Source organism: Pseudomonas sp. S09G 359 (assembly GCF_002843605.1).
GTDB lineage: Bacteria > Pseudomonadota > Gammaproteobacteria > Pseudomonadales > Pseudomonadaceae > Aquipseudomonas.
Map to the genome: position 1 here is coordinate 6,413,741 of NZ_CP025263.1, position 15,548 is coordinate 6,429,288.

16 protein-coding genes are annotated in these 15,548 nt (G+C 60.6%); 5 read left to right on the forward strand and 11 right to left on the reverse strand.

The window, feature by feature from the left end; genetic code table 11:
• Positions 1-120: 120 nt before the first annotated feature.
• Positions 121-2,400, reverse strand: a complete 2,280-nt coding sequence (gene ptsP, locus CXQ82_RS29565) for a phosphoenolpyruvate--protein phosphotransferase (protein WP_101273457.1) — start codon at positions 2,398-2,400, stop codon at positions 121-123.
• A 22-nt stretch (positions 2,401-2,422) separates the two neighbouring features.
• Entirely contained in the window at positions 2,423-2,902 is a 480-nt protein-coding gene (locus CXQ82_RS29570; protein ID WP_003176750.1) for an RNA pyrophosphohydrolase, read from the reverse strand.
• Positions 2,903-3,045: 143 nt separating this feature from the next.
• Between CXQ82_RS29570 and CXQ82_RS29575 the strand changes: the two genes are divergently transcribed.
• Positions 3,046-3,702: an HAD family phosphatase gene (locus CXQ82_RS29575; protein WP_101273458.1), complete on the forward strand. Its 657-nt coding sequence runs from the start codon at positions 3,046-3,048 to the stop codon at positions 3,700-3,702.
• 100 nt (positions 3,703-3,802) lie between these two features.
• Here CXQ82_RS29575 and CXQ82_RS29580 read toward each other — a convergent pair whose 3' ends face one another.
• Complete coding sequence (locus tag CXQ82_RS29580) at positions 3,803-4,216, reverse strand: DUF2269 family protein (protein WP_101273459.1); 414 nt, start codon at positions 4,214-4,216, stop codon at positions 3,803-3,805.
• Between the two features lie 41 nt (positions 4,217-4,257).
• A complete protein-coding gene (ilvA, locus tag CXQ82_RS29585; protein ID WP_101273460.1) occupies positions 4,258-5,772 on the reverse strand; it encodes a threonine ammonia-lyase, biosynthetic in 1,515 nt (504 codons plus the stop codon).
• A 136-nt stretch (positions 5,773-5,908) separates the two neighbouring features.
• Between ilvA and rpiA the strand changes: the two genes are divergently transcribed.
• Complete coding sequence (gene rpiA, locus CXQ82_RS29590; RefSeq protein WP_101273461.1) at positions 5,909-6,580, forward strand: ribose-5-phosphate isomerase RpiA; 672 nt, start codon at positions 5,909-5,911, stop codon at positions 6,578-6,580.
• A gap of 57 nt (positions 6,581-6,637) precedes the next feature.
• Here rpiA and CXQ82_RS29595 read toward each other — a convergent pair whose 3' ends face one another.
• The 4 genes from CXQ82_RS29595 to CXQ82_RS29610 all read right to left on the reverse strand — a co-directional run bounded on the left by CXQ82_RS29595 (position 6,638) and on the right by CXQ82_RS29610 (position 10,852).
• The gene (locus tag CXQ82_RS29595; RefSeq protein ID WP_101273462.1) at positions 6,638-7,552 is read right to left on the reverse strand and encodes an SdiA-regulated domain-containing protein; all 915 of its coding nucleotides are present in this window, start codon (positions 7,550-7,552) and stop codon (positions 6,638-6,640) included.
• A 121-nt stretch (positions 7,553-7,673) separates the two neighbouring features.
• Positions 7,674-8,600, reverse strand: a complete 927-nt coding sequence (locus CXQ82_RS29600; RefSeq protein ID WP_101273463.1) for an SdiA-regulated domain-containing protein — start codon at positions 8,598-8,600, stop codon at positions 7,674-7,676.
• 180 nt (positions 8,601-8,780) lie between these two features.
• Entirely contained in the window at positions 8,781-9,446 is a 666-nt protein-coding gene (locus CXQ82_RS29605; RefSeq protein ID WP_101273464.1) for a fumarylacetoacetate hydrolase family protein, read from the reverse strand.
• Positions 9,447-9,457: 11 nt separating this feature from the next.
• Positions 9,458-10,852, reverse strand: coding sequence for an FAD-binding oxidoreductase (locus CXQ82_RS29610; protein ID WP_101273465.1), 1,395 nt, complete (start codon positions 10,850-10,852; stop codon positions 9,458-9,460).
• Positions 10,853-11,056: 204 nt separating this feature from the next.
• Here CXQ82_RS29610 and serA point away from each other — a divergent pair, with 204 nt between their 5' ends.
• Positions 11,057-12,286, forward strand: coding sequence for a phosphoglycerate dehydrogenase (gene serA / locus CXQ82_RS29620; RefSeq protein ID WP_101273466.1), 1,230 nt, complete (start codon positions 11,057-11,059; stop codon positions 12,284-12,286).
• A gap of 62 nt (positions 12,287-12,348) precedes the next feature.
• Here the strand turns inward: serA and CXQ82_RS29625 are convergent, their stop codons facing one another.
• Entirely contained in the window at positions 12,349-12,789 is a 441-nt protein-coding gene (locus CXQ82_RS29625; protein WP_101273467.1) for a DUF4399 domain-containing protein, read from the reverse strand.
• Positions 12,790-12,923: 134 nt separating this feature from the next.
• On the opposite strand from CXQ82_RS29625, the gene CXQ82_RS29630 reads away from it, so the two are divergent.
• The gene (locus tag CXQ82_RS29630) at positions 12,924-13,418 is read left to right on the forward strand and encodes a transporter substrate-binding domain-containing protein (RefSeq protein WP_101273468.1); all 495 of its coding nucleotides are present in this window, start codon (positions 12,924-12,926) and stop codon (positions 13,416-13,418) included.
• A gap of 115 nt (positions 13,419-13,533) precedes the next feature.
• On the opposite strand, the gene CXQ82_RS29635 is transcribed toward CXQ82_RS29630, so the two are convergent.
• Both CXQ82_RS29635 and CXQ82_RS29640 read right to left on the reverse strand, forming a co-directional pair.
• Complete coding sequence (locus CXQ82_RS29635) at positions 13,534-14,028, reverse strand: DUF523 domain-containing protein (protein WP_101273469.1); 495 nt, start codon at positions 14,026-14,028, stop codon at positions 13,534-13,536.
• A 2-nt stretch (positions 14,029-14,030) separates the two neighbouring features.
• Complete coding sequence (locus CXQ82_RS29640) at positions 14,031-14,663, reverse strand: 2OG-Fe(II) oxygenase (RefSeq protein WP_101273470.1); 633 nt, start codon at positions 14,661-14,663, stop codon at positions 14,031-14,033.
• A gap of 131 nt (positions 14,664-14,794) precedes the next feature.
• On the opposite strand from CXQ82_RS29640, the gene CXQ82_RS29645 reads away from it, so the two are divergent.
• Complete coding sequence (locus CXQ82_RS29645) at positions 14,795-15,547, forward strand: DUF2059 domain-containing protein (RefSeq protein ID WP_101273471.1); 753 nt, start codon at positions 14,795-14,797, stop codon at positions 15,545-15,547.
• Position 15,548 lies beyond the last annotated feature (1 nt).

A 15,548-nucleotide genomic window follows, 5' to 3' on the forward strand; every position in this document is an offset into this window, starting at 1 on the left:
ACCAAAAACCAATGTGGGAGGGGGCTTGCCCCCGATAGGGGAGTTTCAGCCACCAAATACTCAGCTGATCCACCGCTATCGGGGGCAAGCCCCCTCCCACATTTTGATTTTTGCCAGGCTTTAGAGGGTTTTTGCCGAAGCCGGGTTGATCATCCGCGTCAGTCCCAAATTCTTCAGCGCCAGTTGCAGCGAACTGTGGATAACTTGCGGGTTGTCGATGGTCATCAGCTCGGCCAGCAGATCCTTGGCCATGCTCAGTTCAACTTGGCGCAGCATCCACTTCACCTTCGGCAAGTTGGTGGCGTTCATCGACAGGCTGTCAAAGCCCATCGCCATCAACAGCACTGCCGCCGCCGGGTCACCGGCCATTTCACCGCAGATGCTCACCGGCTTGCCTTCGGCATGGGCGTCGCGCACCACATGTTGCAAGGCTTGCAGCACCGCCGGGTGCAGGTAGTCGTAGAGGTCGGCCACCCGTGGGTTGTTACGGTCCACGGCCAGCAGATACTGGGTCAGGTCGTTGGAGCCCACCGAGAGGAAGTCCACCTGCCGCGCCAGCTCTTTGGCCTGGTACACCGCCGCCGGGATTTCGATCATCACGCCAATCGGCGGCATCGGCACGTCGGCGCCTTCGTCGCGCACTTCGCCCCAGGCACGGTGGATAAGGTGCAGCGCCTCTTCCAGCTCATGGGTGCCGGAGATCATCGGCAACAGGATGCGCAGGTTGTTCAGGCCTTCGCTGGCCTTGAGCATGGCGCGGGTCTGCACCAGGAAGATTTCCGGGTGGTCCAGGGTCACGCGGATACCGCGCCAGCCGAGGAAGGGGTTGTCTTCCTTGATCGGGAAGTACGACAGCGATTTGTCGCCGCCGATGTCCAGGCTGCGCATGGTCACCGGCAACGGATGGAAGGCGGACAGTTGCTCGCGGTAGATCGCCAGCTGTTCCTTCTCACTCGGGAAGCGCTGGTTGATCATGAACGGCACTTCAGTGCGGTACAGCCCCACCCCTTCGGCGCCGCGCTGTTGCGCGCGGGCCACATCGGCCAGCAGGCCGGTGTTGACCAGCAGCGGCACGCGATGGCCGTCGAGGGTTACGCAGGGCAGTTCGCGCAGCGAATCGAGGCCCAGCGCCAGTTGTTTCTCTTCTTCCACCACCTCGGCGTATTGCTTGCGCAGCACTTCGCTGGGGTTGGTGAACACTTCGCCACGATGGCCATCGACGATCATGTCGATGCCGTCGACCTTGGAATACGGCAGGTCCACCAGGCCCATTACCGTCGGGATGCCCATGGCCCGGGCCAGGATCGCGACGTGGGAGTTACCCGAACCCAGTACCGAAACCAGGCCCACCAGTTTGCCTTCCGGCACTTCGCCGAGCATGGTGGCGGTCAGTTCTTCACTGATCAGGATGGTGTTGTCGGGGTAGACCAGGTTGGTGGTGCGGTCTTCCTGCAGGTAGGCCAGCAGACGGCGACCGAGGTCGCGCACATCCGAGGCGCGCTCGCGCAGGTAGGCGTCGTCCATCAATTCGAAACGGTTGACGTGATCGGTGACCACCTGGCGCAGCGCGCCTTGGGCCCACTGGCCGGTCTTGATCACGGTCTTGACTTCGTTACCCAGGGACGCGTCATCGAGCATCATCTGGTACACGTCGAACAACGCGCGCTCTTCGGGGCGCAGCTGGGTGGCCAGCTTGGTCGACAGGTTGCGCATGTCGGCGCGCACGCCTTCGAGGGCGGTCTTGAACAGTTTGATCTCGGCGTCGATGTCTTTGACGATCTTGTCCGGTACCACGTCGAGGTCAGCAGGCGGCAACATGACCACCGCAGTACCGACCGCCGCGCCAGGCGAACCCGGCACACCGACGAACTTGGCCTCCTGGATGCCTTTACCCTCGCGCCCCAGGCCGCGAATCGAGCCCGTGGCTTCGGCGTGGGCAATAACCCCGGCGAGCTGCGCACTCATGGTCACGAGGAAGGCTTCTTCACCTTCGTCGAACTGGCGGCGCTCTTTTTGCTGGATGACCAACACGCCGACAACGCGGCGGTGGTGAATGATCGGTGCGCCGAGGAACGAGGCGTAGCGCTCTTCGCCGGTTTCGGCAAAGTAGCGATAACGCGGGTGATCGGCCGCGTTTTCAAGGTTCAGGGGTTCTTCACGCGTCCCCACCAGGCCCACCAGACCTTCATTGGGCGCCATGCTGACCTTGCCGATGGAGCGCTTGTTCAAGCCCTCCGTCGCCATCAGCACAAAACGGTTGGTCTCGGGGTCCAGCAGGTAAACCGAGCAGACCTGGCTGCCCATGGCTTCCTTGACGCGCAACACAATAATCCCCAACGCCGCCTTGAGATCCTTGGCGGAGTTAACTTCCTGGACGATCTTGCGCAGCGTATTGAGCATGGCTCGGGGTCGAACTCCGTCGTCAGTCGCGCGCTAAAAGGCGCGGGGCAAGCTCTTTGAGAGCGCGACGATAAACCTCGCGCTTGAATGTCACCACCTGGCCCAACGGGTACCAATAGCTGACCCAGCGCCAGCCATCGAACTCCGGTTTACCGGTCAAATCCATCCGCACCCGCTGCTCGTTGGAGATCAGGCGCAGGAGAAACCATTTCTGCTTCTGGCCGATGCACAGCGGTTGGCTGTGGGTACGTACCAGGCGTTGCGGCAAACGATAGCGCAACCAGCCACGGGTACAGGCCAGAATTTGCACATCTTCGCGCTCAAGGCCGACTTCTTCATTCAACTCACGGTACAAGGCGTCTTCAGGGGTTTCATCGGGGTTGATTCCGCCTTGAGGAAACTGCCAGGCATCTTGGTTGATTCGGCGAGCCCATAGCACCTGTCCGGCATCATTCGTAAGAATGATCCCGACATTAGGACGGAAACCATCGGGGTCGATCACGGCAACAACCTCGCAAACGCATGTCGTCGCATTGTTCCACAAAGGTTGATACAGCGGCAACGAGGCTTCTTACCTTATGTGCACTCTAGTGAAAAGACCGTATTCTGGACGCCTTTTTACAGACTTTTCAGCGAGTAACTGCAATGCGCCTGGCTTTATTCGACTTGGACAACACCCTTCTCGGCGGTGACAGCGACCACGCCTGGGGCGATTACCTGTGTGAACGCGGGATTCTCGACCCGGTGGCCTACAAGGCCCGCAACGACGAGTTCTACCAGGATTACCTGGCCGGCAAGCTGGACAATGCCGCCTACCTGAACTTCAGCCTGGAAATCCTCGGCCGCACCGAGATGGCCCAGCTGGACGAGTGGCACCGTGACTTCATGCGCGACTGCATCGCCCCACTGATGCTGCCACTGGCCTTGGAGCTGCTGGCCAAGCACCGCGCCGCTGGCGACAAGCTGGTGATCATCACTGCCACCAACCGCTTCGTCACCGCGCCGATTGCCGAGTTGCTCGGGGTTGAAACCCTGATCGCCACCGAGTGCGAGATGGAAAACGGCCGCTACACCGGGCGCAGCACCGATGTGCCGTGCTTCCGTGAAGGCAAGGTGACACGCCTGAATCGCTGGCTGGAAGAAACCGGGTACAGCCTGGAAGACAGCTACTTCTATAGCGACTCGATGAATGACCTGCCGTTGCTGGAGCAGGTCACGCACCCGGTAGCAGTGGACCCTGACCCGAACCTGCGGGCAGAGGCACACAAGCGTGGTTGGCCGGTGATTACGCTGCGCAGCTGATAAAGCCTTCGCGAGCAAGCCCGCTCCCACATTTGCCTGTGTTCACAAATCAAATGTGGGAGGGGGCTTGCCCCCGATGCAGGCAACTCGGTCTAAAGCCTTAAACCGGCTTGGCCCCCATCAACCCCGCAATCGCCACAAACCCCACCAGGCTGACCACCGCCAGCACCAGGGTGAAATTCAGGCTACCGCCCTCGCCCTTGCGCAGGCGATTAAGCCGCGCCACCAGCCAGAACCAGGCCAGCGCCGCCACGGTATAGAGGATGCTGGAACCCAGAATCCAGGCCTGCCCCAACGGCCAGCCGATCAAGTGCGCCAGCCACCAGCCGGTAAACGGCATGCTGACCACGCAAACGCCCATCAGCAACCACACGAACACCCACGGGCGTTGCACGGTTACGGCCGGACCGGCGCTGCGCTTGCGCCACGCTAGCAACGCCAGGCCAAGGCCGCTGAGCAGCAGCAACACAGTGGCCGCTATGTGGATAACTTTCAGGGTGGTCAGGGTTTCCATGTGTCGTCTTCCTTAAAGGCCGCCCCCATCAGCGTAGTCGCTCAACCGAGGAACAGTTTGTAGGCCGGGTTGTCGCTTTCATCCCAGTACGGGTAGCCAATGGCCTCAAGGGCTGCCGGCACCAGGTGGCGCTCGTTCGCTGGCACTTGCAGGCCGGCAACCACACGGCCGTCAGCAGCGCCGTGGTTGCGATAGTGGAACATCGAGATGTTCCAGCGCCCGCCTAATTTGTTAAGAAAGTTGAACAAGGCCCCCGGACGCTCCGGGAATTCGAAGCGGAACACCACTTCATTGCTGACGTGCGCCGCGTGCCCGCCGACCATATGGCGAATGTGCAGCTTGGCCAATTCGTTCTCGGTCAGGTCCAGCACCGGGAAGCCCTGGCCGGTAAGGCTGGCGATCAACGCGCTGCGTGGGTCGTTTTCCGGGTGGGTCTGCACGCCGACGAAGATGTGCGCCTCGCTGCCGGAGTGGTAGCGATAGTTGAATTCGGTGATCTGGCGCTTGCCCACGGCCTCGCAGAACGCCTTGAAGCTGCCCGGCTTTTCGGGAATGGTCACGGCGATGATGGCCTCGCGGCCTTCACCCAGCTCGGCGCGCTCGGCCACATGGCGCAGGCGGTCGAAGTTGACGTTGGCGCCAGAGTCGATGGCAACAAAGGTCTGGCCGCTGACACCACGGGTCTCGACATACTTCTTGATCCCGGCCACGCCCAACGCGCCCGCAGGCTCGGTGATGGAACGGGTGTCGTCGTAGATGTCCTTGATCGCCGCACAGATTTCGTCGGTGCTGACGGTAATCACTTCATCCACATAGTCTTTGCAGATATCGAAGGTGTGCTGGCCAATCTGCGCCACCGCCACGCCATCGGCGAAGATGCCCACGGTTGGCAGCACCACGCGCTCGCCCGCCGCCATGGCGGCTTGCAGGCAATTGGAGTCGTCCGGCTCGACGCCGATGATCTTGATATCCGGGCGCAGGTACTTCACATACGCCGCGATGCCCGCGATCAGCCCGCCGCCGCCCACCGGTACGAAAATCGCGTCCAGCGGCCCTGGGTGCTGGCGCAGGATTTCCATCGCCACAGTGCCCTGCCCGGCAATGGTGTGTGGATCATCGTAAGGGTGAATGTAGACGTAGCCTTTTTCGTCGACCAGCTTCAGCGAATACGCCAGCGCTTCCGGGAAAGAATCGCCGTGCAGCACCACTTTGCCGCCACGCGAGCGCACGCCTTCCACCTTGATTTCCGGGGTGGTCTTGGGCATCACGATGGTGGCCTTGACCCCCAGCACTTTCGCCGCCAGGGCCAGGCCCTGGGCATGGTTGCCCGCCGAGGCGGTGACCACCCCGCGCGCGCGCTCCTCACTGCTCAACTGGGTCAGCTTGTTGTAGGCGCCGCGAATCTTGAACGAGAACACCGGCTGCAAGTCTTCGCGCTTGAGCCAGACCGTGTTGCCCAGCCGCTCGGAAAGCTGGCGGGCGGTCTGCAATGGGGTTTCTACGGCAACGTCGTAAACGCGCGAGGTGAGGATCTTTTTGACGTACTGTTCAAGCATCGGCAGGCATCACTGGGCGGGTTGGGCAGGGCCAAGGAGTCTAACCCAGCGTTTGGCCGGGAGACCACACGAATCCCAAGGTTTGTTGGGGTATACTCGCGCGCCTCAATAACTCCCCGCCCGTTCCGGAGCCCGCATGACCCAGGATCAACTCAAACAGGCAGTGGCCCAGGCCGCCGTCGATTTAATCCTTCCCAAACTCGACGACAAGAGCATCGTCGGTGTCGGCACCGGCTCCACCGCCAACTGCTTTATCGACGCGCTGGCCCAGCACAAGGGCGCATTCGACGGCGCGGTGGCCAGCTCCGAAGCCACCGCAGCGCGCCTCAAGGGCCATGGCATTCCGGTGTATGAGCTCAACACCGTGAGCGACCTGGAGTTCTACGTCGACGGCGCCGATGAAAGCGACGAGCACCTGAACCTGATCAAGGGCGGCGGCGCAGCCCTGACCCGCGAGAAGATCGTCGCGGCCGTGGCCAAGACCTTTATCTGCATCGCCGACGCCAGCAAGCTGGTGCCGGTACTCGGCGCGTTCCCGCTGCCGGTGGAAGTGATCCCGATGGCCCGCAGCCACGTGGCCCGCGAGCTGGTGAAACTGGGCGGCGACCCGGTGTACCGCGAAGGCGTGTTGACCGACAACGGCAACATCATCATTGACGTGTTCAACATGCAGATCACCGATCCGGTGGCGCTGGAAACTCAGATCAATGCGATCGTTGGCGTGGTCACCAATGGCTTGTTCGCCGCGCGCCCGGCGGATGTGCTGTTGCTCGGAACCCCGGAAGGAGTCAAGACCCTCAAAGCTTGATGCAAAACCAAATGTGGGAGGGGGCTTGCCCCCTCCCACATTAGTTATGCAGAGTTCTCAAGGATTTGTTTTCTTGAACACATAGAACAGGTTCGGCTCGCTGACCAGGTACAACGTACCCTCGTCATCCATGGCGATCCCTTCGGCCTGGGGCACACGCTTGGTCAGGCCATGGCGCCCGTTGAGCAATGACAGACTGCTCAGCGGGCGACCGTCGATGTCCAGCTCCAACACCAGAAACGACTCATCCGACAGCGCCAGCAAGTGCCCGCTGCGCTCATCGTATTGCAGGCTCGACAGGTCGCGCACAAACAATCCGGCATCACGCTTGGGGTTGTTGATCACGTGCACCGAGTAGGTTTTTTCCGGTTTGAAATGCGGAAAGCCATGGACCTCGTAGATCAGCATCGGGTCACGCTCCTTGGCCACGAACAGGCGCTTGCCCACTGAGTCATAGGCCAGGCCTTCGAAGCCCTTGTTACCGCCTCCATGCAGGCCCAGTGTCATCTGCTCGGCGTCGGCGGCATCGAGGAACTGGGTGTCGTCGTCCACATGCACCTTGATCAGCCGCTGCTGGCGCTCATCGCTGATCACATAGATGTTGTCGCTGATAAATTCCACCGCCTCGGCATCGCCAAACCCCACCAGGGGGATGCGCCGCAGGATCTTGCCCTCCAGGGACAGCTCGATCAGCTCGGCGTTTTTATTGGTGACGGTAAACAGGCTTTTGCGCACCGGATCGAAGGTGAGGGCCGACACATCGTCGTCCAACCCCTCGATCACCTGGGCCTCCAGGGCTACCCGGTAGTCAGCCAGGCCAATCGAGTGCTCATTTGCCGGCTGGCGCCAGGCCTGCCAGTTGAACCAGGCGCGCTCGAACAGGCGAAAGTGCTGCGCAGCGGCCCCGGCGATGATCAGGGCGATCAGCACAAGAATAAAAAGAATAGGTTTGGGGCGAGCAAATCGGCGCATCGGGCGGGCTCAAAGTCAGAAAGTGGCGAATGAATATCACGCCTGTCTGAATTTAAACTTAAACGCCCGCGGATGTCTGGCGAATGCCGCTAATAGAGATCTTTCCGACGTAATCTGTCGACTATTTTTGCTTCTCGAAGCGATAGAACAGGTTGGGCTCACTGACCATGTACAGCGTGCCCTCCTCGTCCATCGTCACCCCTTCCGCCCGGGGAATGGTGTCTTTGAGGCCGTTGAAACCGCCGAGCAAGGTCATGAAGCTGACTTGCTCGCCCTTTTCATCCAGCTCCAGCAACAGGTGCGAGTCAGCCGAGAGCACCAGCAGGTGCCCGGTACGCGGGTCCACGGCCAGGGCTGAGAGGTTGCGCATGTCCAACTCTTTGCTGGCCAGCTTCTGTTTATCGCCCACCAGGGTCTGGCCACCGTTGCTTTTCCAGGTAAACAGCGCGGGCGGGCGCTCTTCGCCAAACACCAGTTGCTGGTTGCGCTTGTCCCAGGCCACGGCTTCAAACGCCTTGTTCTGGTCCTTGGACGGCCCGAGGTCGTAATTCGGGAAATCGGCCTTGTTCAATTGCTGGGTGGTGGCGTCGACCTTGACGAGGGAAACCGTGTGCTGGCGCTCATCGACCACCGCTATCAGGCCGTTTTCCATCACCGTCACGCCTTCCGGGTTGTCCCAGCCGTTGAGCGGCATCTTGCGCAACACTTCGCCCTGCAGGCTCAGTTCGACAAGAAACGGGTTTTTGCCCATCACCGAAAACAGGGTTTTGGTCTGCGGATTGTAGGAGACGTCCGAAGCTTCGTCCTTCTCCATACCCGGCAGCCGCTTGCCATCGATGACGGCGTGATAGTCCGGCAGCCATACACTGGCCTGGCGCTCAGTCGGCGTTTCGAAACGCTCCAGCACCCACAGCAGGCCACGATCGTCCCAGTGCATGACCCAGGCGACGCCATAGATGATCACGCCAGTCAGGAGCAGCCAGGAATACCAGCGCAAGGCAAAGCGGGAACGCGGCTTGGAGGTAGCAGAAGGCAGAGGCACGGCCATTGGCGCTTTTTCCGGAAAGTCAGCATTAGGGGATAGCACAAGGCCAAGGATTATCCGGATAGCGTGTGAAAAAAATGCAAAAGCCCAAGGTTCAACGGATGTACATAAATCCAATGTGGGAGGGGCAAGTCGAACCGTCGCACCGCCCCTCCCCCAGTTTGACTACATTTTGCCTGACGTTCAGCGAACGCTGCTTTCGAAGCGGTTCACGCCGGTCAGCTCCAATACCAGCTCATCGCCTACATTCAACGGGCCCACGCCGGCCGGGGTGCCGGTGAGGATCACGTCGCCGGCCTGCAGCGAGAAGCAGCCGGCCATGTGCTGGATCATCGGGATGATCGGGTTGAGCATTTGCGCGCTGTTGCCATCCTGGCGCACTTCGCCATTGATGCTCAGGCGAATGCCGATATCGGTGACGTCCGGGAAAGTGCTGCCGACCACAAACGGCGCGATCACTGCGGCGCCGTCGAAGGACTTGGCGATTTCCCACGGCAGGCCCTTGGCTTTCAGCTCGGCCTGTTTGTCGCGCAGGGTCAGGTCCAAGGCCGGGGCGAAGCCGGAGATGGCGTCCAGCACTTCCTCGCGGCTGGGCTTGTTCGACAGCGGCTTGCCGATCAATACCGCGATTTCCGCCTCGTAATGCACCGAACCGCGCTCGGTCGGAATAGCAAAACCACCTTCCAGCGCCACCACGCAACTGCCCGGCTTGATGAACAGCAGCGGCTCGGTGGGTACCGGATTGTCCAGTTCCTTGGCATGTTCGGCGTAGTTGCGGCCGATACACACCACTTTGCCCAACGGGAAGTGGATGTTGGTGCCGTCGACATACTTATGCTGGTAGCTCATGGAACGACTCCTTAAACAGCGAAGATCTTGCCAGGATTCATGATCCCGTTCGGGTCGAACACCGCTTTCACGGCCTTCATGTATTCGATTTCAACCGGTGAGCGGCTGTAGGTCAGGTAGTCGCGCTTGGTCATGCCCACGCCGTGTTCGGCAGAGATCGAACCGTTGTACTTCTCGACGGTTTCAAACACCCACTTGTTCACGGTGGCGCATTTGGCGAAGAACTCGTCCTTGCTCAGGTTTTCCGGCTTGAGAATGTTCAGGTGCAAGTTGCCGTCGCCGATGTGACCGAACCAGACAATTTCGAAGTCCGGGTAATGTTCGCCGACGATCGCATCAATTTCCTTCAAGAACGCCGGCACTTTGGAGACAGTTACCGAAATATCGTTCTTGTAGGGCGTCCAATGGGAGATGGTTTCGGAAATGTACTCGCGCAGTTTCCACAGGTTGTGCAGCTGGGTTTCGCTCTGGCTCATCACGCCGTCCAGCACCCAGCCCTGCTCGACGCAGTGCTCGAAGGTTTCCAGGGCGTGGTTGGCGACTTCTTCAGTGGTGGCTTCGAACTCCAGCAGCGCGTAGAACGGGCACTCGGTTTCGAACGGCGCCGGCACATCACCGCGCCCCATGACTTTGGCCAGGGCCTTGTCGGAGAAAAACTCGAAGGCCGTCAGGTCCAGCTTGCTCTGGAAGGCGTGCAGCACCGGCATGATCGAGTCGAAATCGGTGGTACCGAGCACCATCGCGGTGAGGTTCTTCGGCGCCCGGTCCAGACGCATGGTGGCTTCCACCACAAAGCCCAGGGTGCCTTCGGCGCCGATGAACAGCTGGCGCATGTCGTAGCCGGTGGCGTTCTTGATCAGGTCGCGGTTCAGTTCCAGCACATCGCCCTTGCCGGTGACGACTTTCATGCCCGCTACCCAGTTACGCGTCATGCCGTAGCGAATAACCTTGATCCCGCCGGCATTGGTGCCGATATTGCCGCCAATCTGGCTCGAACCGGACGAAGCGAAGTCCACCGGGTAGTACAGGCCTTTTTCTTCGGCGACGTTCTGCAATTGCTTGGTGACCACCCCCGGCTGGCACACGGCGGTGCGGTCGGTGAGGTTCACGTCGAGAATCTGGTTCATATAGTCGAACGACACCACCACTTCGCCATTGGCGGCAACGGCAGCAGCCGACAGGCCGGTGCGACCACCGGATGGCACCAGCGCCACCTTGTGTGCATTGGCCCAACGGACAATGGCCTGCACCTGCTCGGTGGTCTTGGGGAACACGATGGCGGTCGGCGCGGGTGCGAAATGCTTGGTCCAATCCTTGCCGTAAGCCTCCAGGGAGTCGGCATCGGTCAGCACTTTGCCGGGCTCAACCAGGGTCTTTAGCTCATCAATCAGGGCAGGATGGTTCATCGACAGAACTCTCGAACAATTCATGGTCATCCTGAGAACGCTTCACGTCGCAGGAATGAGTGTTAGCGGGGCGCGTATGCTAGCATACCGCCCCCGCAGGACAGAGCCCAAGGGCGTTTCTGCGGTGACGGCTTTCCTGCCGTCCGGGTCAGCTTATGTGATCCGATTCCCTGCCATTTTTCTCCGGGATACAGGTTTACGCAGATGAGCAAGACTTCTCTCGATAAGAGCAAGATCAAGTTCCTTCTTCTGGAAGGCGTCCACCCATCGGCTGTCGACGTTCTGAAGGCCGCCGGGTACACCAGCATTGAGTACATCACCAGTTCTCTGCCGGAAGCCCAGCTCAAGGAAAAGATCGCCGACGCGCACTTCATCGGCATTCGCTCCCGCACTCAGCTGACCGAAGAAATCTTCGATCACGCCAAGAAACTCGTGGCTGTCGGCTGTTTCTGCATCGGCACCAACCAGGTCGACCTCAACGCAGCGCGCGAGCGCGGCATCGCGGTGTTCAACGCACCGTACTCCAATACCCGTTCCGTTGCGGAGCTGGTGCTGGCCGAGGCCATCCTGCTGTTGCGCGGCATCCCTGAGAAGAACGCTTCCTGCCACCGTGGCGGCTGGATCAAAAGCGCGGCCAACTCCTTCGAAATCCGTGGCAAGAAGCTGGGTATCATCGGTTACGGCTCGATCGGTACTCAGCTGTCGGTCCTGGCTGAAGGCCTCGGCATGCAGGTGTTCTTCTACGACACCCTGACCAAGCTGCCATTGGGCAACGCCACGCAAGTGGGCAGCCTCAACGAGCTGCTGGGCATGTCCGACATCGTGACCCTGCACGTACCGGAAACCGCTGAGACCCAGTGGATGATGGGCGAGAAGGAAATCCGCGCGATCAAGAAAGGCGGGATCCTGATCAACGCCGCACGCGGCACCGTGGTCGAGCTGGACGCCCTGGCCGACGCGATCAAGGACAAGCACCTGATCGGCGCCGCCATCGACGTGTTCCCGGTGGAGCCACGCTCCAACGATGACATCTTCGAAAGCCCGCTGCGTGGCCTGGACAACGTGATCCTGACCCCGCACATCGGTGGTTCCACTGCCGAAGCACAGGCCAACATCGGCCTGGAAGTGGCAGAGAAGCTGGTCAAGTACAGCGACAACGGTACGTCGGTGTCCTCGGTCAACTTCCCGGAAGTGGCCCTGCCGGCTCACCCTGGCAAGCACCGCCTGCTGCACATCCACCAGAACATCCCTGGCGTGATGATGGAGATCAACAAGGTCTTCGCGGAAAACGGCATCAACATCTCCGGTCAGTTCCTGCAGACCAACGAGAAAGTCGGCTACGTGGTCATCGACGTGGACGCCGAGTACTCGGACCTGGCGCAAGAGAAGCTGCAGCACATCAACGGCACTATCCGTAGCCGCGTGTTGTTCTAAGGTTTCAACCGCACCACGAAAAAGGAGCCCCGCGGGGCTCCTTTTTTTCATCTGAACAAATCTTACTTGACGTTAACCGTGATGACTTTCGAGGCTACAGTCGGGTTGAACTGCATGTGCAGTTTGTCGCCGGCCACCAACTGCAAGGTGTGCTTGCCGGGGGTGAGGGTCAGTTCGGTTTCGGTCTGGGCCTTGCCGTAGTGGATCACGGTGTCGGTGGCCGGGATCGGCAGGCTGGCGTCAGGCAGTTCTTTCTGATCGACCAGCAGATGGTGGTGGCCGGTACCGGGTGCTTGTTCGGTGGCCGGGGCCAGTTTCAGGCCTTCCATGCCGAATTTGACGGTGAAGGTTTTATCCACGGTGGCGCCATCTTTGGGCGACACGATGAAGACTTTGGCGTCTTCAGGGGGCGCGCTGCGCGGGATGCCATCAGCAGCGGTGGCCAACATGGAAGCACCCAGCAACAAGCTGGCGATCGTTGCACGGGACATAAAGGCTTTCATTCGCTTCTCCAGTTTTTCGGTGAAATCTGTAGGGTTATGACAACTTCGCGACAAATTGCTGTCCAAGGCACTCAACACCATAGCAAAGCGATGCTGAACGGCGCCTCGCACATTCGAATTCTTTAGGAGTGACCATGCGCTTTTCGCCTGGCCTGTTACTTTTACTTCCCCTCATGAGCCCTTTGGCTCACGCCGAATTAGTCGATGATGTGTTTGACCGCGGCGAACTGCGTATCGCGCTTGAAGCCAACACGCCGCCGTTCAATTTCAAGGAAGGCGACAAGCTCACCGGCTTTGAAGTGGAGTTGGGTGAGCAACTGGCTAAGGAGATGGACGTACGCCCCTCATTCATCACCACCGACGACACCGACCTGCTGCCGGGGGTGGAAACCGGCAAGTACGATGTGGCCATCAACCATATCGCTATGACTGCCGAGCTGCAGGATCGGTTCGATTTCAGTGAGGCTTACAACGAGAAGCCGGAACTGGCGATCCCGTTCCAGAAGGGTAATCCGGCGTTCAAGGCCAGTTTGGACAAGGCGTTGCAGCGGGTGAAGGCGGATGGCCGATTGAAAGCGTTGGCGCAAAAATGGCTTGAAGGTGAAACACCGGCAGCCCAGGCACAGTAAATCAACTGTGGGAGATCAAATGTGGGAGGGGGCTTGCCCCCGATAGCGGTGTGTCAGACAAATACTTTGTGCTGACCCGCCGCAATCGGGGGCAAGCCCCCTCCCACATTTTGACTTACACAGGGTTTGAGAGTCGGGCCAGGGCTTCCGCCGCCTCAGGCAACTCCAGCTCACTGAACACCTGCACACCATGCTGCTTGAGCAACGCCGCCGTGACGCCCTCGCCGCTCACCTTCACACCGCTGAAGGTGCCGTCATAAGTCAGCAAGTTGCCACATGACGGGCTATTGGCCTTGAGCACGGCAATACGGATGTTGTGACGCTGCACCAGCGCCAAGGCCTGGCGGGCACCGTCGAGGAAGGCGGCGCTGAAGTCTTCGCCCTCGGCGGTCAGCACTTGGGCGCGGCCCTCCCACACATCCACGCCCTGCCCGCCGGGAATCTCGGCCGCGGGGCGCGGTGTGGGCAAGCCCCCCGCGACTTCAGGGCAGATCGCAACCACACGGCCTTCGGCCTGCCATGCCGCCAGTTGGTCGAACGGCCCGCTGGCCCCGCCGTCGTAGCGCACCTTGTGGCCAAGCAGGCAACGGCTGATCAAAATCTTTTGCATGGTTAAAACGGCTCGTTGCCCCGCCGGCGAAACCAGCCGGTAAGGGACAGGCGTTCGCGCGTGGCAGGCATGACTTCGTGGGGCACGTCCCCGGACAGGAACACCACCAGGCAACCGCCGGTGGGCACCACATCGTATTCGACGTCGCCCTTGAGGTACATGCGCAGCTGGCCGCCATGTTCGGGCAGCCAGGCGTCGTTCAAGTAGATCACCGCCGAGACCATGCGCCGGTCGTCGTCGCGGAAACGGTCGAGGTGCTTGAGGTAAAACGCCCCCGGCGGGTACATCGCGAAGTGGCTTTCGAAATCCTCCAGGCCCAGGAACAGGCCACGGTTCATCGCCACACGCAGGCTGTCCATCAACGCCATGTAAGTGTCGCAGCCGCCTGTATCACCCTCTTCCAGCCACTGGATGTGATCGCCGCGAATGCCCTCGCGGATTTCCTGGGCCGGCCCGCGCCCCACCGCCGCCGGTGCCAGCTCGCCTTCAGCCGCACGTTTACGGCACTCAGCCGCCAGTTCCAGGGTCAGAGCCTGGGGCAGGAAGCCGTTCTGCTGCGACCAGCCTTTTTCGGCCAGGTCGTCGACAATGCGTTGCAGCAGGGGGTGATCAAGGGGTATTTGCATGGCGCGCATAGTATCCATACGCCTTCGAATACGACAGAGCCGCCGAGCGTCTGAATACACTTTAGTCAGGTGACTGATAGGACTTCTCGACAAATCCTACGCCCGACACGGACAATAGTGGCCGACTGACAGGAGTCCATATGCGTCGTTTGTTTTTTTCCTTGCTGATGTTCTGCGTTTTGCCCGCCTGGGCAGACGGCCATGACCAGTTGTACAAGGTCGCCGGCTGGGCCGAACAACGTGCGCATTTCAATGACGCCCTCAGTGCGGCCCAGCAACGCTACCGCAATAGCCTGCCGCCGGCGGTGTACCAGGCGCTGGTCGACAACAGCAATAAACGCTTCGCCGCCCAGGCCATGGACAAGCGCGCCGAAGCGCAATTGCGCAAGAACCTGGCGGACCCTGCACCCGCCTTGGCGTTTTTCCAATCGCCGCTGGGGCGCAAGATCGTCGCCGCCGAGTTGCTGGCCACCCGCCGCGACCAGCTGGCGAAAAACGCCCAGGGCCTGCCGCATATCGAAGCCGACGCCACCCGCAGCTTGATCATCGGCCACCTGGCCCAGGCCCTGCCTGCGCGCGAAGCCGGCGCGGAAGTCAGCCTGGCCATCGCCGGCGTAGCCGCTGACAGCCTGAGCCAGATGATCCCCGGCCTATTGGGCGGCGGCCAGGCGCAGGGTATGTTGAATGGGCAGCGCGAGCGTTTGATGCAACAGATCGATAAGGATCTAAGCAATACGTTGCTGTACGTGTACCGGGATTTGTCTGACCCGGAGCTGGAAGAATTCGCTACGTTTGCGGAGTCGGCGGAGGGCAAGGCGTATTACCAGGCGGCGCTGGCGGCGATTCGCGCAGGGCTGGCAGTGGGCCAAAGCACCTCCAGCCTGACACAGTAAC